The sequence below is a fragment of the Mesorhizobium sp. LNJC394B00 genome (assembly GCF_000502555.1).
Lineage (GTDB): Bacteria > Pseudomonadota > Alphaproteobacteria > Rhizobiales > Rhizobiaceae > Mesorhizobium.
In genome coordinates this window covers 29,520-55,563 of record NZ_AYWH01000014.1, presented here as the reverse complement: position 1 = coordinate 55,563, position 26,044 = coordinate 29,520, and the positions used below count along the sequence as shown (strand labels likewise).

19 protein-coding genes are annotated in these 26,044 nt (G+C 59.8%); 12 read left to right on the top strand and 7 right to left on the bottom strand.

What is annotated here, in order from left to right; translation table 11 throughout:
- Positions 1–9: 9 nt before the first annotated feature.
- The 4 genes from X751_RS136870 to X751_RS136885 all read left to right on the top strand — a co-directional run bounded on the left by X751_RS136870 (position 10) and on the right by X751_RS136885 (position 2,961).
- Positions 10–306 (top strand): DUF2604 domain-containing protein, encoded by a 297-nt coding sequence (locus X751_RS136870; RefSeq protein WP_023672403.1) that lies wholly within the window; start codon positions 10–12, stop codon positions 304–306.
- Positions 299–916: a putative metal-binding protein gene (locus X751_RS136875; RefSeq protein ID WP_023746214.1), complete on the top strand. Its 618-nt coding sequence runs from the start codon at positions 299–301 to the stop codon at positions 914–916. Before X751_RS136870 ends, X751_RS136875 begins: the two co-directional genes overlap by 8 nt.
- A gap of 98 nt (positions 917–1,014) precedes the next feature.
- A complete protein-coding gene (locus tag X751_RS136880) occupies positions 1,015–1,401 on the top strand; it encodes a hypothetical protein (RefSeq protein ID WP_245261414.1) in 387 nt (128 codons plus the stop codon).
- A gap of 3 nt (positions 1,402–1,404) precedes the next feature.
- Positions 1,405–2,961 (top strand): E2 ligase fold family C protein, encoded by a 1,557-nt coding sequence (locus X751_RS136885; RefSeq protein WP_023746213.1) that lies wholly within the window; start codon positions 1,405–1,407, stop codon positions 2,959–2,961.
- Positions 2,962–3,159: 198 nt separating this feature from the next.
- Here X751_RS136885 and X751_RS136890 read toward each other — a convergent pair whose 3' ends face one another.
- Both X751_RS136890 and X751_RS136895 read right to left on the bottom strand, forming a co-directional pair.
- Positions 3,160–4,575 carry a mannose-1-phosphate guanylyltransferase/mannose-6-phosphate isomerase gene (locus X751_RS136890; protein WP_023746212.1) on the bottom strand — a complete coding sequence of 472 codons (1,416 nt, stop codon included), beginning with the start codon at positions 4,573–4,575 and terminating at the stop codon, positions 3,160–3,162.
- Positions 4,576–4,816: 241 nt separating this feature from the next.
- On the bottom strand, positions 4,817–5,803 hold the full coding sequence (locus X751_RS136895) for a nodulation protein NodZ (RefSeq protein WP_023708037.1): 987 nt from the start codon (positions 5,801–5,803) through the stop codon (positions 4,817–4,819).
- Between the two features lie 995 nt (positions 5,804–6,798).
- On the opposite strand from X751_RS136895, the gene gmd reads away from it, so the two are divergent.
- From gmd to X751_RS136910, 3 genes are all read left to right on the top strand, one after another.
- A complete protein-coding gene (gene gmd, locus X751_RS136900) occupies positions 6,799–7,869 on the top strand; it encodes a GDP-mannose 4,6-dehydratase (RefSeq protein WP_023672397.1) in 1,071 nt (356 codons plus the stop codon).
- Positions 7,869–8,813, top strand: a complete 945-nt coding sequence (locus X751_RS136905) for a GDP-L-fucose synthase (RefSeq protein ID WP_023672396.1) — start codon at positions 7,869–7,871, stop codon at positions 8,811–8,813. The genes gmd and X751_RS136905 overlap by 1 nt, the downstream gene beginning before the upstream one ends.
- A gap of 338 nt (positions 8,814–9,151) precedes the next feature.
- Positions 9,152–10,573, top strand: a complete 1,422-nt coding sequence (locus X751_RS136910; protein WP_023746211.1) for a phosphomannomutase — start codon at positions 9,152–9,154, stop codon at positions 10,571–10,573.
- A 187-nt stretch (positions 10,574–10,760) separates the two neighbouring features.
- On the opposite strand, the gene X751_RS136915 is transcribed toward X751_RS136910, so the two are convergent.
- From X751_RS136915 to X751_RS136930, 4 genes are all read right to left on the bottom strand, one after another.
- Positions 10,761–13,157: a transketolase gene (locus X751_RS136915; protein ID WP_023672394.1), complete on the bottom strand. Its 2,397-nt coding sequence runs from the start codon at positions 13,155–13,157 to the stop codon at positions 10,761–10,763.
- A 51-nt stretch (positions 13,158–13,208) separates the two neighbouring features.
- On the bottom strand, positions 13,209–14,159 hold the full coding sequence (locus X751_RS136920; protein WP_023672393.1) for a PDR/VanB family oxidoreductase: 951 nt from the start codon (positions 14,157–14,159) through the stop codon (positions 13,209–13,211).
- Positions 14,160–14,165: 6 nt separating this feature from the next.
- The gene (locus tag X751_RS136925; RefSeq protein ID WP_023711837.1) at positions 14,166–14,657 is read right to left on the bottom strand and encodes an MOSC domain-containing protein; all 492 of its coding nucleotides are present in this window, start codon (positions 14,655–14,657) and stop codon (positions 14,166–14,168) included.
- 157 nt (positions 14,658–14,814) lie between these two features.
- Complete coding sequence (locus X751_RS136930) at positions 14,815–16,320, bottom strand: PLP-dependent aminotransferase family protein (protein WP_031215355.1); 1,506 nt, start codon at positions 16,318–16,320, stop codon at positions 14,815–14,817.
- 74 nt (positions 16,321–16,394) lie between these two features.
- Between X751_RS136930 and X751_RS136935 the strand changes: the two genes are divergently transcribed.
- Complete coding sequence (locus X751_RS136935) at positions 16,395–17,627, top strand: PLP-dependent aspartate aminotransferase family protein (RefSeq protein WP_023672390.1); 1,233 nt, start codon at positions 16,395–16,397, stop codon at positions 17,625–17,627.
- A gap of 52 nt (positions 17,628–17,679) precedes the next feature.
- Entirely contained in the window at positions 17,680–18,579 is a 900-nt protein-coding gene (locus X751_RS136940; RefSeq protein ID WP_023672389.1) for a dihydrodipicolinate synthase family protein, read from the top strand.
- 538 nt (positions 18,580–19,117) lie between these two features.
- Here X751_RS136940 and X751_RS1000000168670 read toward each other — a convergent pair.
- Positions 19,118–19,360 carry a hypothetical protein gene (locus tag X751_RS1000000168670; protein WP_023672388.1) on the bottom strand — a complete coding sequence of 81 codons (243 nt, stop codon included), beginning with the start codon at positions 19,358–19,360 and terminating at the stop codon, positions 19,118–19,120.
- A 390-nt stretch (positions 19,361–19,750) separates the two neighbouring features.
- Here X751_RS1000000168670 and X751_RS136950 point away from each other — a divergent pair, with 390 nt between their 5' ends.
- The 3 genes from X751_RS136950 (at position 19,751) to X751_RS136960 (ending at position 25,626) form a co-directional block, all read left to right on the top strand.
- Positions 19,751–20,209 carry a (2Fe-2S)-binding protein gene (locus X751_RS136950; RefSeq protein WP_023708041.1) on the top strand — a complete coding sequence of 153 codons (459 nt, stop codon included), beginning with the start codon at positions 19,751–19,753 and terminating at the stop codon, positions 20,207–20,209.
- Between the two features lie 3 nt (positions 20,210–20,212).
- Positions 20,213–22,423 (top strand): xanthine dehydrogenase family protein molybdopterin-binding subunit, encoded by a 2,211-nt coding sequence (locus X751_RS136955; protein WP_023672385.1) that lies wholly within the window; start codon positions 20,213–20,215, stop codon positions 22,421–22,423.
- A 1,139-nt stretch (positions 22,424–23,562) separates the two neighbouring features.
- A complete protein-coding gene (locus X751_RS136960; protein ID WP_023672384.1) occupies positions 23,563–25,626 on the top strand; it encodes a carbamoyltransferase in 2,064 nt (687 codons plus the stop codon).
- Positions 25,627–26,044 lie beyond the last annotated feature (418 nt).

Sequence of the window (26,044 nt, the reverse complement as noted above, 5' to 3'; positions counted from 1 at the left end):
AGTAGGACAATGTCGAAGGATTCGGGCAAGGGCGAAAATCACGGCGGCGGCCCCGGGAAGATCGAGATCACGGTGGTGGTGAACGGCCAGCCCACACAGGTCGAAGCCAATCCCAACCAGCCGCTTCACGTCGTCCGCACCAAAGCGCTTGAAAATACGCAGAACGTCGCCCAACCGGCCGAGAATTGGGAATTCAAGGACGAGGCCGGCACCTTGCTCGACGTCGACAAAAAAGTTGGCGATTTCGGTTTCGCGACCACTGTGACCCTGTTCCTCAGCCTGAAGGCGGGCGTCGCAGGTGCCTGAACTCCAAACTGTGGACCCGGAGGTGTCCCGAGCGAAGTTCGGTCGGCAGATCGGCTGGTTCCAAACACAAGCAGGTATTTACCGGGCTCAGGGTTGTTTCCTAATCGAGGCGAGCTTCCCGACGGCCTTCTTCATCTTCGTACCGCCGAAGATAAAGCCACAGATCATCGGTGCAGCTGTCGAGATCGACTTCTCCAATTACGACCTCCGACCTCCGTCGGTGGTCTTCGTAGACCCCTTTATACGCCGGCCGATTGCCCGGAAGGATTTGCTGCTCAGGATGCTGAGACGACCGCATCTACCCGGAACCCCACCGGATATGATTTTGGTCCTCATGCAGCAGAACGCTCTGTCGCTGTCGGACTTCATCCAGGCCAACAGTGCGGAACACACGCCATTCCTGTGCATGTCAGGCGTCCGGGAATACCACGACAATCCAGCCCATTCAGGTGATTCATGGCTTCTCCACCGGGGTTCTGGCGAAGGCTGTTTGGCCTTCATCCTGGACAAGATCATCAAGTACGGGACCGGTCCCGTGGAGCAGCTTCAGTATCAGTTCCAAATCTCAGTGGGAGCCATGATAGCACCCCTACCCGCCATTCCAGAATGACCGAGCTCAAGGATGTCGGGACAGTCGCTCTTCCCCGAGACTGTCTTTCAAGTGTCCAGGCGCACCTGCGCTCAGTTGGGCGACAGGGCCATGAGGGGATGGCGCTCTGGGTCGGCGTTCAGCAGGACCAGCACTTTGGCGTAACAGAGACCGTTATACCGGCACAGCGTCACATTCGGACGGGCGACGGCGTTTGCGTGATAGTTCCGGCCGAAGAACTACACCGGCTCAATGTCTGGCTCTACAAGAGCAGCCTTAAACTCTTCGCCCAGATCCATAGCCATCCGGGCCGAGCCTACCATTCGACGACCGACGACGCCTACGCGGTCGCTACGACGGTTGGGTGTCTGTCGCTGGTGGTGCCCAATTTCGCCCGCGAGCCTTTCGATCTTGCTCGGGTCGCCGCCTATCGACTTGACGCGAAGGCGAACTGGAATGAGGTCCCATCCGCGGCACTCAGGCGGATGATCACGATAACGGGTTGAACGATGGCACTCGCTAACTTCATCGACCGCGCCGCCACGGCAGCTTCTCAGGTGCTGGCCGACTTTCATCTATGCGACTTCAAAGCAGCCCTCGAAAAGCAGGTCGTGGCTGTGGCCTTCGACAGCCAAGCCGCTTCGTGTGCCGAGGGCCAGGCGACGCTTGACCTTACGGTCAGGTTGCTTGCCAGACTTTATCCGGTTCTGGCCATACTCCCCCTGGACATGGCCGCGAGCTCTCAAGCCCAAGCGCTCGAGCGCTTGGCAAAGTCGATCAATCCAAAAATCAGCATCCGGCGTTCCGGCAAGTATGCGACGGTCTGTGTAGCTGCAGGCGCGGTGCACCCATCACTTCGGTGCCCAACGTTTTTCATGGGATCGCAGGGTTGGGCGGCAAAGCTGTCGCGTACGGACCCGGTGGGCTCTGGCTCGAGCTTGCTGCCCTATGGAGCCGGCGCCGCAAGCTGCTTTGCCGCCGCCAACGTCTTTCGAACCGTCTTTGCTTCCCAGTTGACCGGCGCCGAGCTGGACGAGAACATCGACGTCTCTTTATGCACCTACAACAAGAGCAACGCCGGCGATTCCAGCCCCTTAAATTTCCCTGTCGACCTTGGCGAAACGCACCTCGTTGGGCTCGGCGCGATAGGCCATGGCTCGCTCTGGGCGCTGGCGAGGCAATCCGGTCTGTCGGGGCGCCTGCATGTAGTTGATCACGAAGCTGTCGAACTCTCAAACCTGCAGCGCTACGTGTTGGCAGGTCAGGCGGAGGTCGGCCTCTCTAAGGCGGCCCTAGCAACCCACGCCCTTCGGTCCACCGCCCTTGAAGTGGAGGCGCACCCTATGAAGTGGGCAGAATATGTTGCGCGCCGGGGCGATTGGGTATTCGACCGAGTGGGTGTGGCGCTTGACACCGCCGCCGACCGTCTAGCTGTCCAAGGTGCTCTGCCCCGATGGATCGCGAACGCCTGGACTCAGGAGCAAGATCTAGGCATCTCGCGGCATGGTTTCGATGACGGCCAGGCTTGCCTTTGCTGCATGTACATGCCGACCGGGAAATCCAAGGACGAACACCAACTGGTCGCGGAGGAACTCGGAATGCCGGAAGCACACGAGGAGGTAAAAACGCTCCTGCAGACCAATACCGGAGTCACCAATGAGTTCGTAGCTCGGGTGGCTACGGCGATGGCTGTGCCGTTTGAGCCGCTCGCCGCGTTTGTTGGCCAGCCCCTCCGTTCCTTTTATCAGCAGGTTATCTGCGGCGGCCTGGTGTTCCAGCTTAGCGATGGAAGTCGTCTCCTTCGAACCGTGGTTCCGATGGCCTTTCAATCAGCGCTTGCCGGGATCATGCTTGCCGCAGACCTGGTCAAGCATAGTGCGGGTTTTCCGATGAGTCCGACGACCAGCACTCGCGTGAATCTACTGCGCCCCCTTGGTTCTCACCTCCATGATCCGAAAGCCAAAGATTCCAGCGGCCGCTGCATCTGCAGCGATGAGGATTTCGTTGCCGCCTACAGGCTGAAATACGGCTGTGCCGTTGAACAGCTGAGCAACTGGTCCGCCTGAGAAAGATCTGAAGTCTTCGTTACCGCGGACGGCGCGCTGTCAAGCGCTCACCGACGTTTTCGACCACGATCGAGTGCCTGGAGAGCGCGGGGCGGATACTATGACACGCTCGGCCCGCTGCTTGCCAATGTCAGGCCCAGAACCCACGACAGAGATCCTTGAGCGACGCCTCGTCGTTTAACTTTTTTGTACTGTTATCTACGTTCGACCATATTCGTCGTCGAAGCGAACGATATCATCCTCGGCGAGATAATCGCCGCTCTGCACTTCGATGATCACCAGGTCAATTCTGCCTGGGTTCTCGAGCCGATGCTTATGGCCGCAGGGGATGTAAGTAGATTCGTTTGTCCCCAGGAACAACTCCTGCTCGCCATTGACGATCTTGGCGGAGCCGCTGACCACGACCCAGTGCTCCGAACGATGATAGTGCATCTGCAGGCTCAACTGGCGACCGGGCTTCACCTCGATGCGTTTGATCTTGAAGCGCTCGCCTTCCTCCAGAACCGTATAGGAACCCCAGGGCCGGTGTACCGTGCTATGGACCAGATGAGCTTCATGTCCCGAAGCCTTGAGGCACTCGAAGAGCTTCTTAACGTCCTGAACGCGGTCGCGGGATGTGACAAGCAAAGCGTCCGGGGAATCCACGATCACCAGATCGCTTACGCCCACCGTGCCGATGACGCGCTTGTCGGAGCTCACATAGGTGCCGGTCGTGTCGACCATGTGCACATCGCCGTGTATCCTGTTCCCGCTTTCGTCGGGGGCGATCAAATCGGCCATTGCGTTCCAAGATCCGATGTCGCTCCAATCCATGTCGCAGGGAATCACGGCAAGTTTGTTAGTTTTCTCCATGACAGCGTGGTCGAGCGAGATCCGCGGCGCGGAACCGAAATGCTCAAGCGCGAGTTCGATTTTGGCAAAGCCTTGGCATTGACTGGCGCGGCCGTTCTCGTAGCTGTCGGCGACGGCCTGGAGCACCTCGGGACAATGCAAAACCATCTCGTCGAGCATGGTTTGCGCACTGAAGCAGAAGATGCCGGCGTTCCAGAAGAAGCGTTGAGACGCGACATAGGCTTTGGCTGTATCCAGATCCGGTTTTTCAACGAAACGGACGACGTTCTCACCATCTGCTTCGATGTAGCCGAATGCCGTGTCCGGTCTGGTTGGGGTGATGCCCAATGTGGCGATCCGCCCGAGCTTCGCATGTTCCATGGCCAGGCCCATGACGTCTAGAAACGCAGGCAGGTTGCTAATCAGGTGATCGGCCGGGAAAACGCACAGGATCGCGTCAGGGCCTTGCGTTACCCTCGCATGGATCGCGGCTGCAGCCACGGCGGCGGCCGTATCCCGAGCTTCGGGCTCGAGCAGAAAGGTGCGTGGCAGGACCACGGAATCCAGTTCGTCAAATTCGTCCTTGGTCAGGAAGAGGTGTTCCCCGGATGTCACAGCGACGAGTTCCACGACACCTTCTATCGAAGCGGCGCGCAGCACAGTGTGCTGAATGAGAGAATATCCATCCGCTACTTTGAGGAAAGGTTTGGGGTGCGATTGCCTTGAGGCGGGCCATAGCCGCGATCCGGCTCCGCCGCTGATGATCACGGGAATCACTTTCATAACTAACCTCGATTTCGTCTCTGGAGTGATCGCCCGCGTTCTTTCGAGCGTCAGCGTCACGATCGCCGTCGCTCTGGCTTGTCTGCGGCCCCCCGCGTAACAGCGAAGTTCTGGCGCGTTGCGGGCGGCGCCAGATGACGACCCTATCGGTAATGTACGACGCCTCCACTGGCGTCGATGAGAAATGCGCATTCAACTAAGCCTGTTGGTTGCCTCTGCCGAATTGCGCAGGTCGCGGGTCTTAACTGAGATCAGAGACTTGGCTGTCTTCTATCAAAGTCAAACGACTTGGCTCCTTCAGATCGAATTCAATTACCCGTGGTGCGAATAGACGTGCATATCGTGTAAAGGCGCTCGTCGGGGGAAACCGAATTACGGTATCGCAGCGCCCGAGAAGATACATCTCAACGAGGGCGGAAATTCCGCCGTCAATCCCGAGTGCTGCAGTGTGTAAGGGGCCACCTTGATTGGATCCGAAGTGCTTCGGGACAGTGAGCAGATCGGGAAACCTGGCCGACAGAAGATCCAGTATCCGCGCGCTGTCCGTGCATAAGAACAGCCGCACAGGCCTAGGGTGCGGTAACGCCTTAGCCTTCTCAATTGCAGCGCACACTTGCCGAACGGCGAGCTCCGGATCGGCCCAGTAGGGCGCATGCTCCATGATGTCTTCACCGTTGCCGTGCCGAACATGGATCCCGATGATGCTGTGCCCCTCAAAACATTCCTGATAAATGGCATCTATGCGGGCTTGAATTTCTGGCCGAGGCTTGACACTCTGGAACACCTGCCGCTCTGCTTCCTCATCGCACCGCCACATCAGACAAGCGTCACACACTACTGTGTTCGCTTCGACATCGTGTTCGGCCTGAAAGAGCTCGCCCAACTCATCGCGCTCTTGGAAAATCTGCTCATCTGGCCGGTAAAGGCACTCGATCGCCGGCCTGTTCCACCACTCTGGGAAGAATGGACCAGGGAAGGAAACGTCGTTGATCCGGTCGTCGGAAATAGCCGGCACCCCAGCGATGTCATTGATCGGCTGGAAGAACACCGGAAACGCATTTGTGAAGGGTTGGTCGAGGTAGCAGGCCCCCCGCCAGTCGATGGCTAGAGTTCGTCCCGACCGCTGCGCGTAGCGCCAAGCGGCCGCCAACGACCACAGACAATCACCGAACCCCGTACGCCTCCGAGAGACGACGAACCGGCGCTTTTCCAATCCACTAACATGCATTTTCGGAAATCTCGTTTCGGAGAGGAGGTTGCATCCGGTTTGGAATCCTTAGTCGACACTAGTAGACCCTGACGCCGGGCCCTTGGCAGAGGCCGGGCCACAGGGCAGAAGAGCTCACTCAGCACTGCCCACTAATCCCGTGACGCTCGCAAAGCTTGAAGCCGATGCCCTCGCTTAGGGTTGCCCTCGCTTCCGGTTCAGCCTTCTCTACTGGGCCTCCGCCGCATATGTAAAATCTATTGAGTGGATGCCGGCCATCCATGTGTTGGATGCCATGATGAAGGGGCTCGGCTGACGCGGGCCCGGTCAATAGAGCCGAAACAGCCGGAAACGCTACGACACTGCCTGCCGAAGCAAATCATTCCGTCGACGCCGTACGCCAAGGGTGCAAGGCTGCATACAGCAACCGGTACCGGGCGAGATGAGGTCGATGGCTCGACGCGCCTGGAACCAGCTGATCGACAGAATCCGCAGTCGGCTCCCAAAGTTCTGCACGACCTGTGCCGGATGCTGTGGTGACGCTCGCGGCCACGAACTTTGTCCTCGCCCCGAACGGAAGCTCGCGCTACGACTCCGGGCCGGCGATGCGCCCCCGCTGCTCGCTCAGACCATCCATTCTGTGGATGCACTTTATCCAAACAATCGATTTCACGGATCCAAACAATTCCCATTAGAAGACGCTGAAGCAAGAAAGAAAGGCGTCCTCACTCGCTGATAGAAGAGCAAATCAGCTGCAAGGTGCTGGGAGTACATGTCGCTCAGGGCGTGAGCTGAGCGGCACTCAGACCGCATGTACGAGTCCGACAGGTTAGCGGCGCGACTCTATTTTTGCTCGTGACTCTAAGCAGAGCAGGTGTGCTCGGCTGGCGGACAGTCAATGACGATCTTCGCGCCGCATCTGTCGAAGTGCTCCATGGGGCACGGGGCGGGCCGCACATTGTGTCGGCGTGGCGAGCCGGAGCCGAAACTTTAAACTTTAATTGAGCAGGAATAGAATGGGTGATAGCAGGAAAGTTGCTCTTATTACGGGCATAACTGGACAGGATGGTGCCTATCTTGCCCGTCTTCTTCTCAAAAAAGACTACATCGTTCATGGGATTAAGCGACGTTCCTCTTCCTTCAACACCGGTCGTATCGAAGACCTCTACCAAGACCCGCACGAATCCGATCCGCGCTTAATCTTGCATTACGGTGATCTCACTGATTCGACTAACCTCATCCGCGTGGTTCAGGAATCTCAGCCAGACGAAATTTACAACTTGGCTGCTCAGAGCCATGTCCAGGTGTCGTTCGAAACACCTGAGTACACAGCAAACGCGGACGGTATCGGTACATTGCGACTTCTTGAGGCGATTCGCCTCCTCGGTCTGACGGACAAGACCCGCTTCTATCAAGCCTCGACGTCAGAGCTATACGGCCTCGTGCAGTCCGTACCGCAGAACGAAACGACGCCCTTTTATCCGCGCAGCCCTTACGCCGCCGCCAAGCTCTACGCCTACTGGATGGTCGTCAATTATCGTGAGGGCTATGGTATGCACGCTTCCAACGGCATTCTTTTTAATCACGAAAGCCCCCTCCGTGGCGAAACTTTTGTGACGCGCAAGATCACCCGCGCTGCCGCTGCTATTTACCTGGGCAAGCAGGACAAGCTTTATCTCGGCAATCTCGATGCTCAACGCGATTGGGGCCATGCGCGTGAGTACGTGCGAGGTATGTGGATGATGATGCAGCAGGATCAACCGGATGATTACGTGCTGGCTACGGGCAAAACGACTCCTGTCCGCCAATTCGTCGAGTGGGCTTTCGAAGATGTCGGCGTCGAGATCGAATGGCGGGGCAAGGGTGTCGACGAAAAGGGCTATGATCTAGCGAGCGGCAGATGCCTAGTCCAAGTGGACCCACGCTACTTCCGCCCCACGGAAGTCGATCTTCTCCTGGGTGACGCTACCAAGGCGAAGGAGAAGCTCGGCTGGGTGCATGAGATATCCGTGCGCGACCTTGCTGCGGAAATGGTCCGCGAAGACCTGAAGGTCATGCAGACATCTGTAGTCATGAAGGAAGCGTAATGTATGATCTGAACGGAAAAACCGTGTGGGTCGCTGGCCACAAAGGTATGGTGGGCAGCGCTGTTGTACGCCGACTCGCGTCTGAAGACTGCAAAGTTGTGGCCGCCCCTCGCGGAGAGCTAGATCTCAAGCGACAGACCGAGGTTGAAAACTTCGTGGCAGTGATGAAACCGGACGCTATCATTATGGCGGCGGCAAAGGTAGGTGGTATTCTCGCGAACGCCACCTATCCGGTCGACTTTCTTTACGACAATCTGATGATCGAGGCCAATATCTTCGCGGCAGCCCACGAAAACAATGTCGACCGCGTCCTCTTCCTCGGCTCGTCTTGCATCTATCCGAAGATGGCACCACAGCCCATTCCTGAAAGCGCGCTTTTGACCGGGCCACTAGAGCGCACCAACGAATGCTACGCCGTCGCCAAGATCACCGGCATCAAAATGGCTCAAGCCTATCGCCAGCAATATGGCCGCGACTACATCTCCGCTATGCCGACGAATCTCTACGGGCCAGGCGACAATTATGACTTGCAGTCAAGCCACGTCATCCCAGCGCTGATCCGGAAAGCGCATGAAGCTAAGCTCATAAGTGATAAGCGAATCACCATCTGGGGCACGGGCACACCACGTCGGGAATTCATGCACGTCGACGACTGCGCCGACGCATTAGTCTTCCTTCTGAAGAACTACTCTGACCATGATCACGTCAATCTCGGCTGCGGACAGGACATCACGATCCTAGAGCTGACCAGAATGATCTGCCGTGTAGTCGGATTTACTGGGGAGATCGCGCATGATCACTCTAGACCTGACGGTACACCGCGAAAGCTGATGAGCGTCGACAAGCTGCGCACTTTGGGATGGGCAGCAAAGATCACTCTCATGGAAGGCATCGAGAGTGTCTATCATGCATTTCTGAACGGGAGCTACACCGAACGGCGATAGATAAGAGGATTTGCTGTACGCGCTTTCGGGACCCAGAGCTAATGTAGACTGAGACAATCACTCGATGGCGATAGCGCTCATGTGAGCCAGCCGCGAGGAGCCCTGCCGGGCCCGGACCCCATCCGCTCCAACTCGTCGCCGTGAAGGTCACGGTGCGCTGCCCACGCCGACGCCGACTGCGTCAATCCTCACAAGGGTAACCCTCGATAACCGAGCGCGTCTACGGTAACCGAATGTACTTCTTGTTCTCGTCCGAGGGATCTGTCGATGGGCATTCCGGACGAGCCAAAGTTTGAGCATGTTACCCTCAAAACCCGGTTAGCAACGTCGGATTTGGTATGAAATTCGGAACAAGTGGATTACGGGGCCTGGCGACAGAATTGGCAGGAGCCGCCTCTGCCCTATATGCAACGGCATTCGCGACATTCCTGCTGGAATCCGGCCTGGCCAGAATTGGCGACGAGATACTCATAGGGCGCGACTTTCGCGCCTCGAGTCCGGCCATCGCCGCCGTCTGTGCGGCGGCACTGTCTGCGCTCGGCTTCATCGTAGTCGATTGCGGCGCCGTCCCCACCCCTGCCCTGGCACTGTATGCTCAGGCGCGTAAGAGTGGTTGTTTGATGATCACAGGCTCGCACATTCCGGCCGACCGTAATGGAATAAAATTCTATCGACCCGACGGTGAGATCGACAAGGGTGATGAGCGGGAGATAACGCGCATCGCCTTGCAGTTGGAGAAGCGCGGATACGTCCTTGAAGGTGCTGTTGCACGTCGGCAGCACCGGGAGGCCGAATGCAAGGCCTTTTTCATGGCGCGCAATCGAAAGCTTATGGAGATTAATGCTCTAAAGGGCTTAACGGTGGGCGTATATCAGCACAGCACAGTCGCGCGCGATCTCTTGGTTGACATTCTCTCATATCACTGTGCGACGGTCGTAACCCTGGGACGTTCGGAAGGCTTCATTCCTGTCGACACTGAAGCGGTCTCGGACGAGACTGCTCAACAGTTCAAGCTCTGGGCCAAAGAGCATCGGCTTGATGCGGTCGTCTCGGCAGATGGCGATGGTGACCGCCCACTGGTAGCTGACGACCACGGAGACCCCCTTCGCGGTGATTTGTTAGGCCTGATTACGGCGAACTTCCTGCAAGCGAAGGCAGTCGTCACGCCGGTCACATCAAACTCTGGTATCGAGACCGCAGGTTCTTTTAAAGTCGTGCGTACCAAGGTTGGATCGCCATTTGTTATTGCTGCCATGCTCGATTTGGTTGCGTCGGGTCACGAGCGCGTGGTTGGTTTCGAAGCAAACGGTGGTTTGTTGACCGGCACGGACTTTGACCCGAACGGAACTAAACTGCCAGCGCTACCTACACGCGACAGTTTTCTCCCCATCCTTGCGGCACTTTCCCTTGTTAATACAAGTGGGCAGCCACTGTCGGAGATTGGCAGTTCCTTTCAATTGCCAGCGGCGGTTGCGGATCGCTTGGAAAATTTTTCCGTCGAAAGCAGCACTCGCCTCATGACATACCTTCGTACAGCGGAAACTAACATCGCCGCCTTCGTCGGGTCGATTGGAGTGGTAAGCAAGGTTAGCGATGTTGACGGGCTTCGTATCACTCTCGCGGATAAGCGTGTCTTGCATTTGCGTCCATCCGGAAATGCCCCGGAAATGCGGTGCTACGTCGAAGCCGAAAATCGGGAGGACGCGGAGCTTTTGCTCCGGACTGGATTGGATCGAATTCGTAATTGGACGCAAGGCTAAATAAAAGCCGCCTCCCTGCGTATTCCAGGTGACCCTGGGGGTCGCACGAGCTACTCTAGCGCGATCAGAACGTCCACAGTGTCCCTGGCAGCTGTCCGCTTTGAAGCGAACCGGAACGCCCGTGGAAATGGCCGGGCGGTGGACGTGAGCCGATCCGTACCGGCCCGAAGCGTCCGGTAGCTCATGGTCAAGGCAGCGCCTTCCGGTAGCGAACAGCCGGTCCCGCACTCACCGCCTGTGCCGCATGTACGATGGCGTTGGTGTCCAGGCCGTGGTGACGGTAGAGGTCCGCAATAGTCCCCGTCTGGCCGAAATGCTCGACCCCGAGCGCCTTCACGCGATGCCCGTTAACCCCACCGAGCCACGCGAGCGTCGCCGGGTGGCCGTCGATCACGGTGACGATGCCGCAGTCACGCGATAGCGGCGCGAGCAGCCGCTCGATATGACTCAGGGCGCCAATCGCGCCACGCTGCCGGGCTCGTTCCGCCGCCTGCCAGCCCGCATTAAGCCGGTCCGCGGAGGTGATCGCGAGCAGCCCGACATCGCGCCGGTCCTCCGCCAGAAGACCCGTCGCGGCAATCGCCTCCGGCGCGACAACGCCTTGGTAAGCAATGACGACACTCGCGTTCGGCCCGGGCGGACGCAGCCAATAGGCGCCGTTGACGATGTCCCGCGCGAGCGCCGGTTTCATGTCGCGCAGCGGCTGCTCGAGCGGCCGGGTTGACAGGCGAAGATAGACCGATCCTCCGGTCTGATCACGCAGCCACGTCATCTCATCCGGATCCCCCTCGCCATTACGTTGCATGTAATCGAAGGCAAAGCGCATGATCACGGACAGTTCGTCGACGAAGGCCGGTTCGAAGGCGCAAAGCCCATCCTGCGCCATGCCGATCAATGGGGTTCCGATCGACTGGTGTGCCCCGCCCTCGGGCGCCAGCGTCACGCCCGAGGGCGTTGCGACCAGCATGAAGCGCGCATCCTGATAGCAGGCGTAGTTTAGCTGGTCGGCCGATCGGTAGATGAAGGGATCATAGACTGTCCCGATCGGCAGTAGGCGCACGCCATTAATCGAGTGCGAGAGACCGAGCGCCCCGAGCATGATCATCAGGTTCGACTCGGCGATCCCGAGCTCAAGGTGCTGCCCCTTCGGCCCAAATTCCCAGGTAAAGGTCGACGGAATGCGTTCGGCCTTGAAGGTGTCCGCCATGGTCTCCCGGGCGAAAAGGCCGCGCCGGTTAACCCAGCCACCGAGATTGGTCGAGACCGTCACATCGGGCGAGGTGGTGACAATGCGGTCGGCAAGCAGACTGCGCTCTCGTGCGATGTCGTTCAGGATCTGGCCGAAGCCCATCTGGGTCGAGAGCGGTTTGCCGGGCTGCCCCGGTGACGGAAGGGTTTCGGGCACCGGCACCGACGGCGCAGACAGCCTCCTACGGCCCTCACTGAAGAACGGCGCCCTTGCGAAGAAGGCGTCAAGTTCCGCTTCCGGCAAGTTGGCGGCCGCCCATTTGTCCCACTCCTCACCCCGCTTTACGCCCATCTGCAGGCGGTAGTCTTCCATCTGCGTGGGCGTCATCTGCCCCGCGTGGTTGTCCTTGTGTCCGGCAAGCGGCAGACCGTAGCCCTTGATGGTGTAACAGATGAAGCAGACGGGACGGTCATGCCTGGACGCCGCCTCGAAGGCTTCGAGGAGGCTCGGCATGTCATGCCCGCCAAGGTTCGTCATCAACGCCTGCAACTCGTCGTCTGAGCGGCGTTCTATCAGAGTGGTTACCCGCCCTTGGTCTCCGATCTCGTCGAGCAGCCGCTTGCGCCAGGCAGCACCCCCTTGGAAGGTCAGCGCCGAATAGAGCTGGTTCGGACAGCGCTCTATCCACTCGAGCAGCTTCTCGCCCCCCGGCTCGGCAAAGGCAGCCTCTTGCAGAGCGCCGTGGCGCAGGACCATCACGTCCCAGCCGAAGTTGCGAAAAATCTGCTCGAACCGCTGCCAGAGGCCCTCCCGGATCACGGCGTCGAGCGACTGGCGATTGTAGTCGACCACCCACCAGCAGTTCCTGAGCCCGTGCTTCCAGCCTTCGATCAGGGCCTCGTAGATGTTGCCCTCATCCATCTCGGCGTCGCCGATCAGGCTGACCATTCGGCCCTCGGAACGCTCCTTCATCCAGCCGTGACCCGAGACGTAGTCCTGCACCAGTGACGAGAACAGCGTCTGAGCAACGCCGAGACCCACCGACCCGGTCGAGAAGTCGACATCGTCGACATCCTTCGTCCGCGAAGGATAGCTCTGCGCGCCCTTGTAGCCGCGGAAGTTCATGAGCTTTTCGTGAGTCTGGTTGCCCGCCAGATACTGAAGTGCATGGAAGATCGGCGCCGCATGGGGTTTGACCGCCACCCGATCCTGCGGGCGTAGGACCGAACCGTAGAGCGCGGTCATGATGGTGCTCAGCGACGCGGACGAGGCCTGATGCCCCCCGACCTTGATCTCATCGCCCTCGCGGACGTGGTTGGCGTGGTGGATCGTCCAGGCTGCGAGCCAGGAGACGCAGCGCTCGATCTCGTTCAGATATTCCAGTTTCCTCGTCATTCAGTTTCCCGCAAATCAGCTGCCGGTCTCACAGGACCCCCGCCCAAATGGTCAAAGATCGAGTTTCAACAAACCTGTCGCGCGCGACACGCAGGGGATGAAGCGGTGGCCGCGTGCCTCCTTGGACAGGACGGCATCCCGATGGATCGGCTGTCCCGCCAGCATTGCGCATTCGCAGGTCCCGCACACCCCATTCTCACACGAGGCCATCAACGGCACACCGGCCCCGCGCAGGGCCGCGAGCGCCGTGGTCTGCGCCGAAACCTCGACCATCCTGCCCTCACCCAGTTCTATGACGAATGGTTCCGGTGGCGCGCCATCAAACTCGGGAGGCTGGAAAGTTTCGAAATGAACAGTACCCTCGGGCCAGTGTTCGGCCGCGCGCCCCACAACCGCCATGAAGCCAGGCGGCCCGCAATAGTAAACCTGAGCCTCGGCCGAACGGTTCGCCAGCAGCGCGGCGATGTCCTGCCGGGTCTGAGGCTCGTCGTCGAAATGAATCCGCACATTGCCGCCGGGAAGATCGCGCCCGATCGCCGCCAAGAGTGGCGTGAGCGCCCGGCTGCGGGTGAAATAGTGCAACTCAAAGGGCTTGGCCTGCCGGGTGAGCGCGCGCGCCATGGCCAGAATCGGGGTGATCCCGATTCCCCCTGCCAGCAGCAAAGTCGGCCCCTCGCCTGGCTTGAGCGCAAAATGGTTGCGTGGCGCGGAGACAGGCAGTGTGGAGCCGACGGCAATGGTTTCGTGGATCCACGCCGAGCCGCCACGGCCGTCATTCTCGCGCTTCACCGCGATGGTGTAGCGGCCCAGCTCGGTCGGGTCGCCGCAAAGTGAATACTGACGCACCTTCCCTTCAGGCAGATGGACGTCGACGTGAGAACCCGCTTCGAACGCCGGCAGCACAGGTTTGCGTGGGTGTTTCAGGTCGATGACCAGCACGTCGCCCGGCTCCTTGCGGACGGCGGTCACGGTCAGCTTCATGATAATACGCGGCGAGGCCATGGCGTTTCACTCGTCGATGGGCAAGATCAGATCACCAGGGCGGATCACGCCCCCGACGTCGATTGTGCAGTTCAGGCCGGAGCGGTTCAGAAGCCCCTCGTAGAGACCCGAAAGCCCGAGCAACTCCTCGATATACTTGCACGGCACATTCATCCGGGCGGCCCTGAGAATCGTTTCCCCGACCCGGAAGCGTTTGCCGACAAGATGGCTAAGCGGAACGCCTCGTGTCGTCAGATTGCGCCGGTGATCCTCGGGTGCGAGCTTGGCCTTGAAGCCCGGAATTCTGGGTTCGCCCTGCGCGATGGCGTCCAAGACTTCAGCTTCGATCAGCGTCACTTCGCGAACGTCAGGACGCGCGGAATAGGTCCCCGTCCCCAGGTAGTAGCGGTCTCCGACAATGCCTTGGCCGGCAATAAGCTGCGCCTGCGCCAGCTCCTCCATTTCATAGGAGGCAGCGGGCGCGATATGGACGTGAAGCAGCTTTCCTCGCCAGGTCATCATCGCTCTCGGAAACCGTCTCGTGGAACCTGCTGCAAAACTGGCCTGATCAACAGCGCCAGTTGCATGGCATTTTCCCGGTCCAGTTGGCTGTTTGGAAAGAAATACGGCGGGCCCTCGGACCGTTTTCAGCGCCAGCTTTCGGCGTCGCCCCGTCTCAGTTGTTCCGCGCCGGCATCGCGTCTTGCACCTGCTTGACAACCTCTCGCAGGACCTCAACGCCCTTCCCGATCTGCCGAATGCTCAAGGCGGCATAGCCCATGACAAGTCCGACGCGATCGGTGCGGCCTTGGTCCGATGGCCGTTCGTAGAGCGGCGAGATCAGGTGTAGCCCCAGGCCAGCGTCGCGGGCGGATTCGACCAAGGCCGTTTCCCGCGATCGTGGCAGGTCATTGAACCAAACCGCGACGTGCAGTCCCGCATCTGCTCCCTGGACAGTGATGCGATCCCCGAAGCTGTGCTGCAAGGCACCCAACAACGTTTCCCGACGCTCGCCGTTCAGCCTGCGCACACGGCGCACATGGCTTTCGTAGCCGCCGCTCTCGATCAACGATGCCAGCGCTTCCTGTTCAGCGACCGGCGAATGCCGGTCTGCGAATTGTTTGGCGGTTGCGAAGACCTCCTGCAATTCGGGCGGGACGACGAGGTAGCCGATGCGCAGCATCGGCGAGAGCGTTTTGGAGATCGTGCCGAGGTAGATGACAGCCCCGTGGTCCTCGAGACTGTGCAGCGGAGGGACCGGATTGATGTCGTAGCGATATTCGCTGTCGTAGTCGTCCTCGATCACATAGGCGTTGTTGTGCCGCGCCCATTTCAGAAGCTGATGGCGGCGCGCGATCGGCATGACGCCGCCAAGCGGAAACTGATGCGATGGCGTCACATACGCCAGTCGTGCTCCGATCCCCGCCAGCAACTTGGTCCTCATCCCGTCTTCGTCCACGATGACCGGGATGGGTGAGGCACCCGTACTGGCAAAGACCTGACGCGCCATCCTGTAGCACGGATCCTCGATGACGAAACGGTCGGCGGGATCGAGAAGCAGGCGCGCGCACAGATCAAGGCCCTGCTGCGAACCGTTCACAACTATGATCTGGTCGAGGTCGCAGCTCAGGGTCCGGGCGCGCCAGAGATAGCCCTGAAGCGCCTGGCGAAGCCGGCGCGAGCCGCGAGGATCGTCATAGGCAAGACGCAGCGGGCGCTGCCCCATCGCCTCGTTCATCGCGCGTTTCCAGACCAATGAAGGGAAATCCGACGGCGCGAGGTCGCCATAGCGGAACTCGACCTTCAGCCCAGTCGGCAGATAATCTGGCCAGGGTGACGTCGCGCGCAGCCGCTCGCCATATGCGGACAGGTGGATCGGGCCGACCCGTTGCGCGTGAGTGCGCCCCGTCCCATGGCCCATCAACGAAGACGCAACGCGAGGTCGTGCGCCTTGACGGACTTCGATGAAACCCTCCGCAGCCAGTTGCTCATAGGCGACCGTCACCGTGGTTCGCGAAACGCCGAGGTCATTTGCCAGGGCCCGGGAGGATGGCAACTGACTGCCGGTTTCGTAGACGCCGCCGAGGATTTGCTCGCGAAGGGCTTCGTATATCTGGCGTGCACCCATCGCGTGCGAGCGCGCTGCAGACCCGGCACTTGAAGACTGGACCATCTCTTTCATCGCCAACTGGATATTTCACATTGGCCAGGTTGCCGTCAATCTTTCGGAACCCCAAGAGAGATCGCAGAGGCCGAATGACCAGCTCCCATCAATCCGAAACCGATGCTCCCACGGGGTCGCTCAACCGCACCAGCCCCGGATTTGCCACCCGGGCGATCCATCATGGCTACGATCCGGCCGGCTTTTCCAATGCCGTCCAGCCGCCAGTGTTCCTGACGTCAACCTATGGGTTCGAAAGCGTGGCAGCAAACGATGCCGCCGCCGCCCTTGGTGGACGGCTCTATGCGCGCGAATACAATCCCACGACCGAGATCCTCGAGCAGCGGCTCGCGAATCTGGAAGGAGCCGAGGCGGGGCTGGTTGTTGCCTCGGGGATGGCGGCCTTCGGCACTCTGATCCTGTCGCTCCTGTCCCAGGGCGATGAACTCATCGTCCACAAGACGCTTTATGCGAACACGCTTGCCATGGTCGAACAGGCGGTCCCCCGCTTCGGCATCAAGGTCGTCGCGGTCGATCTGTCAGATCCCCAAAATCTCGATGCCGCGATCACCGAGCGGACGCGGCTGGTTTTCTTCGAGACGCCGGTGAATCCGCTGAGCCGCATCGTCGATATCTCTGCCATTGCCAAGCGCGCCCACGCGCGCGGTGTGAAGGTTGCCGTGGACAGCACCTTCGCCTCGCCCGCGCTCCAGCGACCGCTTGAGCACGGGGCGGACATCGTGCTCCATTCGCTGACCAAGTACATCAATGGTCATGGCGATGCGCTTGGCGGGGCGCTTCTCGGCGACGCCCAAACGCTCCGTACGCTGCATGAAACGGGCCTGCGCTACATCACCGGCGCAGCGCTCTCGCCCATGTCAGCTTTCCTGATCCTGCGCGGTCTGAAGACGCTGACGCTGCGTATGGAACGGCACAGCGCCACGGCCCTTGCGGTGGCTCGGGCGCTGGAAGCGCACCCGGCGGTGGCATTTGTGAGTTATCCGTTCCTCGACTCGCACCCTGATCAGGTGACGGCGCGAAAACAGATGTCCAACGGATCGGGCATGTTGGCCTTTGGCCTCCACGCTGGATACGAAGGAGCGCGCCGGATGATGGACCGGCTCAACCTGATCATTCGCGCCGTCAGCCTCGGCGATGCCGACAGCCTCATCTATCATCCAGCAAGCCTCACCCGTGCTCGGCAGCCGATCCGCAAGGATGCCCATTTGGCCGATGGAGTCGGCGAGGATCTCATGCGTCTCTCGGTGGGGCTTGAAGACGCTGATGACCTGATCGCCGATCTGCGGCGGGCTTTGGACGTCTTGTAATGACCTGGCGTGCGGCCATCTCTGCGCTCACACATAGATCTGGAGCCTTGCCATGGCATTCCTGAGCGGTCTTTCCGCGTTCCCCATCACCCCGACCAATCGTGACGGCCGCGTCGATAGCGTTGCCCTGCGCAGGCTGATTGCTCGGCTTGGCATTGCTCAGGTCGATTCCATCGGTCTTCTCGGCAGCACCGGCACATACATCTATCTGTCGCGCGAGCAACGGCGGCGGGCGCTCTCCGAGACCTTGGACCAAACGGCGGGGCAAATGCCGGTCGTGGTGGGTGTGGGCGCGCTGCGCACCGATGAAGCCGTGGGGCTCGCGCAAGACGCCAAGGCCCTTGGAGCAGCTGCGGGTTTGCTTGCCGCCGCCTCCTACACCCCGCTTACTGATGACGAGGTGTTCGAACATTTCTCCACTGTGGCGCGCGAAAGTGGCCTGCCGATCGTCGTCTACGACAATCCAGGAACGACGCATTTCCATTTCAGTCCACCCCTTGTCAGCCGCCTGGCAAAGGTGGCTGGGATTGTCGCCATCAAGAATCCGACAGACAAAAGCGGCGCGATCAAGAACCACCTGACCGCCCAGAGGCGCACACTGCCGGAAGGGTTCTCGATTGGCTACAGCGGCGACTGGAACGCCGCCGAGGCCATGATCGCCGGGGCCGACACATGGTACAGCGTCCTCGCGGGCATCCTGCCCGAGGTCTGCATGACGATCGTCACAGCGGCGCAACAGGGGGATGCGGCCGAAGCGCGACGGATCAATGCCGCGCTGGTCCCGATCTGGAGCCTCTTCAAGGAGTTCTCGAGCCTTCGCGTCGTCTATGCACTCGCTGAATTGCTCGACATTTGTGCCGACCCCCCGCGTCCCATCCTGCCTCTGCCCCCAGCAGCGAAGCGCCAGATCGCCGCCGCGTTGAAAGGTTTGCCATCGGATGCCAGCCGGTGAACAGCAAACCTCGTTCGGCAAGTGAAAGGAAGTGTCATGTATTTACCCGCTCATTTCGAGAACTGATCGAAAACAACGCACTCGGCGTGCTGATAGCCATGGCTTGAGCGGTCTCGACGCCAATAACACCCCCCTTCGAACTCAACAATCGACTGCGGAGGTACAGACTGCGCAGGCACTCCGCCCATGCCGCACCGTTCCCCTTCAAACTAGGAATCGGTGGTTTATCCATTGGGATGGCATCGAGCCGGCGCTTTACTTTCCGGCCCGGTGCGCGCATTGAAGCCAGTGCCAATGCCGCCGGCGAACACCATACTTCCGTCCTCGACATTCGCCAGAGCACGCTTCCCGACCGCCGTAACTGTTGCCGGGTTCGCAGCCGATGACGATGAACTCACCACTCAGCACGCATTTTGTCTCACCCATTCTTAGCGCCGGCCGGATGGATATGGACTGACACGAAGCTTGGAGACGGTGCCCTCGAGGCCGAACTGGCAGACTTGCGCGAGAATGTCGCTGCCGCCGCTGATCTCGTCGCTCAGAACGATGCCGTTTGGCGGCGTTTCAGCAGGTTAACTAGCGCTTTGCGTCGATCAACGAGTGGCCGATCGCGAAGACCCGCGCCGTCGATCTTGAGCAGGTCGAAGCCGGCAAGCATGGTCCTGACGTCTCCCGCCGCGGCCAAGAGCCCGCTGAAGACTGGGAATGCGCGACAAGTCTTCTGGTCAACGACGAACGCCTCACCGTCTATTATAGCGTCCGAGGCGCCGAGCTCGGCCACCGCCCGGGACGATAGTCGGAAACCTGAGGGTCCAGTCGTGGAGGTTGCGGGTCGAGGTAGGCCCCCATCGATAGTCGTCCCATTTCATTTCGTGTAGCCAATCAGGGCCCTGCCGGACGCGGCCGACCAGCGGTCGATGTTCGCGACGACCCGAATGTCCAGTCTCGTGTAACCCAGCCTAAGCGGCCTGTCCGCCCAAAAAATGACATTCAGTTGCCTCCAGCCTTTCGACACGACCCACTTCACGATCTCGTAACTCGCCAAACTAGCGGCTTGTTGCTTGAGCTGCGCGTTCCTACGGTGTGGTCGCTAGGCCCAGCAACAAGAGCTCGGTTGCCAGGCGGGCGGAGGCTCAACGAGATAGCCAGCTCAGGACAAGGAGAGCAAGCAATGGTCGCTTTTACCCTCAATGGCGAGGCGCGAACACTCGACGTCGATCCAGAGATGCCGCTGCTCTGGGCGGTCCGTGACGTCATCGGACTCACGGGAACGAAATTCGGTTGCGGGCTTGCCCAGTGCGGCGCTTGCACGGTTCACGTTAACGGCATGCCGACGCGCTCGTGCCAGACCGCAGTCGGCGACATCGAAGGAGCCTCGATCACCACCATTGAGGGTGTGTCGGGCAAGATAGGCGAAACGGTCCAGGCCGTGTGGGCCGAGTTCGACGTACCTCAATGCGGCTATTGCCAGTCTGGCCAGATCATGTCGGCCGTGGCCCTGCTCACAGAAACGCCTAAGCCGTCGGACGATGATATTGATTCGGCGATGAGCGGCAATCTCTGCCGCTGCGCCACCTATCATCGCATCCGCGCGGCCATCCACGAGACCGCCAACCGGCTGGAGACTTGAGGCATGTCGCAGTTTCTTTCGAAGCATAACTCCGTGCGGCCCACGCGCCGCCGGTTCCTCGTCGGCGCGGGCGTCACCACCGCTGGCCTCGCCGTAGGCTACCGGCTAGTGCTGGCGGCGTCCGACATCGCACAAACGACTACTGCAAAGGTTCAGGCGAACCCCTTCCAGACCTATGTCGAGATCACAAAGGAGAACCGAATCATCATCTACTCCTCGCAGTTCGAGATGGGACAAGGCTCCTATTTCGGCATCGCCACCCTGGTTATGGAAGAGCTCGACGGCGACTGGGCGCAGGTGGACGTGGTCGGCGGATATGGCAATACCGCGCTCTACGGCAATCTCGCCTGGGGCGGGGCCGCACAGGCAACCGGTGGCTCCACGTCGATGAGTTCGTCGTGGGAACGCTACCGCAAGGCGGGTGCTGCCGCACGGGCCTTGCTGGTGGCGGCCGCGGCGCAGCGGTGGGATGTGCCAGCCGGCGAGATCAAAGTCGCTTCCGGGGTCGTGTCGCACGCCTCAGGGATGCAGGCGCGCTACGGTGACCTGGCTGAAGCCGCAGCGGGAATGCCGGTTCCCGACGACGTGCCGCTAAAGCCGCGCGACAAGTGGGCCCAGATCGGATCGGACAGCCTCAAGCGCTACGATTCCGCCGGCAAGACCAACGGCGCGCAGACCTACACGATCGACCTCATGATGGAGGGACTCCAGACGGCCGTTATGATCCATCCGCCGAAGTTCGGCGCCGAGATCGAGAGCTTCGACGCAACCAAGGCGAAGGCACTCGACGGCATTGTCGATGTCGTCCAGACGCCGCGAGGCATTGCCGTGGTTGGCAGGGACACCTGGACGGCGCTCAAGGGCCGCGAACTCGTGGAGGTGACCTGGAACGAGGAGAAGGCCGAAGGGCGCGGCACGGCCGAGATCATGGCCGAATACAACAAGGCAGCAGACGATCTGGGCGCGGCCACCGCGCGCGACGACGGTAACACTCCCGCAGCGTTCGCCAGTGCTGAGAAAATCATCGAGGGGCACTACGAATTCCCCTATCTTGTCCATGCTTCGATCGAGCCACTCAACGCGGCCGCCCGAATCAACGAAGACGGCACCATCGACGTCTGGGGCGGACACCAGATGCCCGACCTTTATCAGGCGGCTGCCGCTCAGGTAGGCGGCACCACGCCGGACAAGGTGAGGCTGCACGTGATGAAGACCGGCGGCAGTTTCGGCCGCCGCGCGGTCTTTGATGCAGATGTCATTATCGAAGCTGTTTCCACAGCGCGTGCACTGGGACGCGGCAAGCCAGTGAGGGTGCAGTGGACCCGCGAGAATGACATGCGGGGTGGGCGGTACCGGCCGGCCTATGTGCATGCAGTCAAGGCGGGGCTCGACAAGAAAGGCAATGTCGTCGCTCTCCATGACCACATCGTGGGCCAATCGGTCTTGGGCGGTTCGACCTCTGCGGCGATGATCAAGAACGGCATCGATCCAACCTCCGTAGAGGGCGCCACCAACCTGCCCTATGCGATCCCGAACCTGAAGGTCGAGCTGACCACCACGGACGTGAACATCCCGGTGCTGTGGTGGCGTTCGGTAGGCTCCACCCACACCGCTTACGCGGTGGAAACCCTGATCGATGAGCTCGCCGCCGCTGCGAACCGTGATCCGGTCGACTTCCGCTTGTCAATGCTCGGTCACCATCCACGGAATGCCGCCGTGCTTAAAGTGGCTGCTGAGAAGGCAGGCTGGGACAAGCCTCTGCCGGAAGGCCGTTTCCGCGGCGTGGCCCTGCATGAAAGCCTCTCGACCTATGTCGCCGATGTGGTGGAGATCACCCTCAACGATGAAAATGGTTTCAAGGTCGACCGCGTCGTCTGCGCGGTAGATTGCGGCACCGCGATAAATCCTGACCAGATTCGCGCTCAGATGGAGGGCGGTATCGGCTTCGGGCTAGGCGCGATCCTCCAGGAGGAGCTGACCCTGAATGGCGGTGTCGTAGACCAAGAGAACTACGATACCTATACACCGCTCAGGATCGAGCAGATGCCGCGAGTCGAGGTGCACATTGTGCCGTCCGAGGAGCCGCCCACGGGAGTTGGTGAGCCAGGTGTGCCGCCTATCGGCCCGGCCGTCGCCAACGCGCTACGGGCGGCGACGGGCAAGACTATCCGCAAGCTGCCGATTATAAAGAACATGTCAGGAATGACACCATGAAACAGCCGCGATGAAGATCGCGCCGTTTTCGAAACGCCTCCTGACAGGCGCTCATCTCCATGGGTCAAATTCCGGCGGCTGCCCGCTCCAATATCCGGTTTGGAGACGGCACCCCGTGTTCTGAACGACCACAGACGGGCCTTGGCGCCGGTTCCACTGAAGAACCGCTTTCGAGACGCAAATGCGTCCACTCCATGAAGAGCACAACCGTATAGCACCAGGAAGGCTAGCTACCTCCATCGCTTCGGAGACCCAGGCCCTCAGAAAACCGAACCTCCCGAGCTCAGAGGCGCTCGTGATCACAATCGCGCTGGTGCGTGGATCATTGTTCAAGGGTTTGCCGATAGGCAGGCGAGATGGCCGATCGACATGATCTTCGCCCGATGCTCTACAAACACAATGCCAGCCGCTGTCACGGAGTCGCGAAGACGAAGGCAATGTGGGTCGACGCCGATACTCATCGTTTTGGTTGACAGAGCGCTTGGAATGCCATGCGCTTCACATCGGAGTAGCCATCCGGGAAGCCTGAAGCGCTTTGAAAACGCATGTGCTGCGGCTGTTATTCATAGCGTGGATGACTTTGATCAAAACAATCGATTTCATCACCCTTCCGGAATCGTGCATGGACAAAAAAGAGCCTCACGCACCAATCACACGCTGCTCTATCGCGTGACGAAAGCTGCCTTAGGAATAATCCAAAGGAGAAAATCTTCCATGCGCCCTGACGTGCAGTGGAGGTCGTGCCGAGAAAGTGAGTTGCAACTGGCCGACAATGTCGGGCGGTGCGACCATGGTCGCTTCGGAGAATGAAATCGGGCCAGTTCACGGGGGCGGTACTGTTATTCGTCGACGGCCGCCCTTCCCAAGAACAGGCGGCATCGCAAGTTGGTTCTGCCGATGAAAACGACATTGCCGGATACATGTCAGCAGCCGCTCAGGATTGGATGATCCAGCCAAGCTCTCGGCGTGATGGCACCGTAGGTGTCACAGTCGAAGCATCTCATTGATCGTTTATGAGGCTTTCTTCGATGCCGCTGATGCCTGACGGGCGGTCGCAGCTGCAGGCGACAACACGGCCTATTTAGTTGGAACAGTCGAGGTAAGCCAATTTGGCTTCCCGTTACTATTTGGAGAAAGAAATGCTGTGTCTAGGAATCAGCGGCGGACTTGACCAAGTCCATGAAAACCGATTCGAGCGTCCGAACGCCTTTATGCACGATGGCGCCGCGGTGCTCGTCCGAGACGGAAAGGTGATAGCCGCCGTAGAAGAGGAACGCCTCAATCGAATCAAGCACTCGAACAAGCTGCCAAGTGGTTCGATTCAATACTGTCTTTCGACGGCCGGGGTTCAGCTCAGCGACATTGATCGTGTCGCGGTCTACGCCAGCGAGCCCTACGCCAACGCCATGCTTGAAGGTATGTCCGCTTCCCAACCAGACATTCTCTCCATTCCGTTGGATGCTAAAATGTTGGTGCAGAACCTGTTAGCGCGTGAGTTCGGCACTAAGTTGGACAGTTCACGTATTTCATTCGTAGGTCATCATCAGGCGCACGCCGTGAGCGCCTTTGCAATGTCGGGCTTCGAACAAAGTCTCATTCTAGCGATTGATGGCTGTGGTGATTTCCTGTCGGGCCTTGTGGCGGTAGGGTCTGGCACAGAAATTACGCAAATCGAGGCTTTCCCGGAGGACAATTCTCTGGGGCTGTTTTATCTCGAGACGATCCGCTGTCTCGGCTACGGCTTGTTCGACGAGTATAAGGTAATGGGACTCGCGCCCTATGGCGACCCCGCTCCCTATCGCGAGCTCTTCGAGCAGTTCTACGAGCTCTCCGCCAACGGTGGCTACCGTGTTCACCTCGACCGCATCGGTCCGGCGTTGCTCCGCAACATCGAGATCAGGCGAAAGGGAATGCCTTTCACCCAGCAGCATCGAGATGTGAGTGCGTCACTGCAGGAAGCGCTTGAGCGGATCGTGTTCCACATTCTCCGGCACCACCGTGAGGCCACCGGCATGAAGCGGCTGTGTCTGGCGGGAGGGGTAGCCCACAACTGCACGATGAACGGCAAGCTGCTGTATTCAGGGCTTTTCGAAGACATCTTCGTGCAACCCGCGTCTCACGACGCTGGCTGCGCATTGGGAGCTGCGCTGATAGTCTCTAACGAGATGGGCCGCCCCGCGCCGCGTGAGCGACTGCAGGAGGTCTATTGGGGTCCTGATCTCGGGAGCGACCGCGCCGTGGAACAGGAACTGAATGCATGGGCCGGACATCTCGAGGTTGAACGCTCTTATGACGTAGCGATCAGTGCAGCCGACTGGATCGCCAACGGCGCCGTGATCGGCTGGGTGCAGGGTCGTTCGGAGTTTGGGCCACGTGCGCTGGGCAACCGCAGCATTCTTGCCGACCCTCGGCCCGCTGCGAACAAGGACCGGATCAATGCCATGGTCAAGAAGCGCGAAGGCTACAGGCCTTTCGCACCATCTGTGCTGGAAGAGGATGCGAGCGAATTTTTCGACCTCCCGGACGGTAAGCACGAATTTCCATTCATGAATTTCGTCGTTCGCGTGCGTGACTCAAAGCGCGCCTTGTTGGGTGCCATTACGCACGTCGACGGTACGGCTCGGCTGCAAACAGTATCGCGCGATGCCAACCCCGCTTACTGGGAGGTCATCAATGCGTTCAAGAAGCGGACAGGCACTCCAATTCTGCTCAATACGTCCTTTAACAACAATGCTGAACCGATCGTGGATACGGTTGCAGACGCGATTGCCACATTTTTGACGACAGAGCTGGATGGACTTGTGGTCGGGCCCTTCCTGGTTAAAAAACGGGCTGCAACGCTGCAGGATTGGACTGCGCTTGCGATTTCATTGCCTCCCTCAGTCTCCCTCCATCAAACCCGTGCTTACACAGCGCGAGATCATCAGGAGACTGTCTGTGAGATTATTCCGAACCACTCCAGCATTGACAGTGTGCGAATTTCAAACGACTTGTTTAATCTACTGATGCGGATCGAGGGCGAAGCCGTGTTGCGAGATCACCTCAATATGATTGAGCCGGATCAGGCCAGGCATGCAGCTCTAATGGAGGGCCTGCGAAGACTGTGGGAGCAGCGCCTGGTTCGGTTGCATCCCTCACAAGCTGGTCGGATGGATCATGCGTCCGATCAAACGCTGGGCCAGCCCAATAGACAATCAGCCTGATAGAGATGCACCTCAAGCTCGGCCAATCAAGGGTTTTTGTCGACCCCGCCTGCGAGCTCCCGCTGTGATTACGGGGTCGTCGCCTAGCGGCGGCGCCCACCACCATCTCCATCAGTCGCTTCGGCGACAAAGCCAATCATGTCCCGTAAGAGAAGTGCTTTCGGGCAAGGTCTGCAGGTTCAAGGAGTTCGTTGAAGGCGCCGCCAGCTGGAGCTGCGTCGAGCGCATCATCGCGCATGGTCGAACTCGGCGCCCAAGGGAAATCGCCCAATTCGACACGCGTGCGTTTGCGCCTCATTCAAAACCGCTGCGCGGGTGGTCGAGGTGAAATCGGAAGTCCGTCTGTGCCAGCCGACGACGTTCCCGCAGCGCATCCTGCACATCGCCCTCGATCGCATTCCTCAACTCGCGACATACG

Bases quoted from the DNA above. Each gene is read 5' to 3' on its own strand.
- X751_RS136870 (WP_023672403.1), top strand. From the start codon at position 10: ATGTCGAAGGATTCGGGCAAGGGCGAAAATCACGGCGGCGGCCCCGGG.
- X751_RS136880 (WP_245261414.1), top strand. From the start codon at position 1,015: ATGGCGCTCTGGGTCGGCGTTCAGCAGGACCAGCACTTTGGCGTAACA.
- X751_RS136885 (WP_023746213.1), top strand. From the start codon at position 1,405: ATGGCACTCGCTAACTTCATCGACCGCGCCGCCACGGCAGCTTCTCAG.
- X751_RS136890 (WP_023746212.1), bottom strand. From the start codon at position 4,575: ATGAAAGTGATTCCCGTGATCATCAGCGGCGGAGCCGGATCGCGGCTA.
- X751_RS136895 (WP_023708037.1), bottom strand. From the start codon at position 5,803: ATGCATGTTAGTGGATTGGAAAAGCGCCGGTTCGTCGTCTCTCGGAGG.
- gmd (WP_023672397.1), top strand. From the start codon at position 6,799: ATGGGTGATAGCAGGAAAGTTGCTCTTATTACGGGCATAACTGGACAG.
- X751_RS136905 (WP_023672396.1), top strand. From the start codon at position 7,869: ATGTATGATCTGAACGGAAAAACCGTGTGGGTCGCTGGCCACAAAGGT.
- X751_RS136910 (WP_023746211.1), top strand. From the start codon at position 9,152: ATGAAATTCGGAACAAGTGGATTACGGGGCCTGGCGACAGAATTGGCA.
- X751_RS136915 (WP_023672394.1), bottom strand. From the start codon at position 13,157: ATGACGAGGAAACTGGAATATCTGAACGAGATCGAGCGCTGCGTCTCC.
- X751_RS136920 (WP_023672393.1), bottom strand. From the start codon at position 14,159: ATGGCCTCGCCGCGTATTATCATGAAGCTGACCGTGACCGCCGTCCGC.
- X751_RS136925 (WP_023711837.1), bottom strand. From the start codon at position 14,657: ATGACCTGGCGAGGAAAGCTGCTTCACGTCCATATCGCGCCCGCTGCC.
- X751_RS136930 (WP_031215355.1), bottom strand. From the start codon at position 16,320: ATGAAAGAGATGGTCCAGTCTTCAAGTGCCGGGTCTGCAGCGCGCTCG.
- X751_RS136935 (WP_023672390.1), top strand. From the start codon at position 16,395: ATGACCAGCTCCCATCAATCCGAAACCGATGCTCCCACGGGGTCGCTC.
- X751_RS136940 (WP_023672389.1), top strand. From the start codon at position 17,680: ATGGCATTCCTGAGCGGTCTTTCCGCGTTCCCCATCACCCCGACCAAT.
- X751_RS136950 (WP_023708041.1), top strand. From the start codon at position 19,751: ATGGTCGCTTTTACCCTCAATGGCGAGGCGCGAACACTCGACGTCGAT.
- X751_RS136955 (WP_023672385.1), top strand. From the start codon at position 20,213: ATGTCGCAGTTTCTTTCGAAGCATAACTCCGTGCGGCCCACGCGCCGC.
- X751_RS136960 (WP_023672384.1), top strand. From the start codon at position 23,563: ATGCTGTGTCTAGGAATCAGCGGCGGACTTGACCAAGTCCATGAAAAC.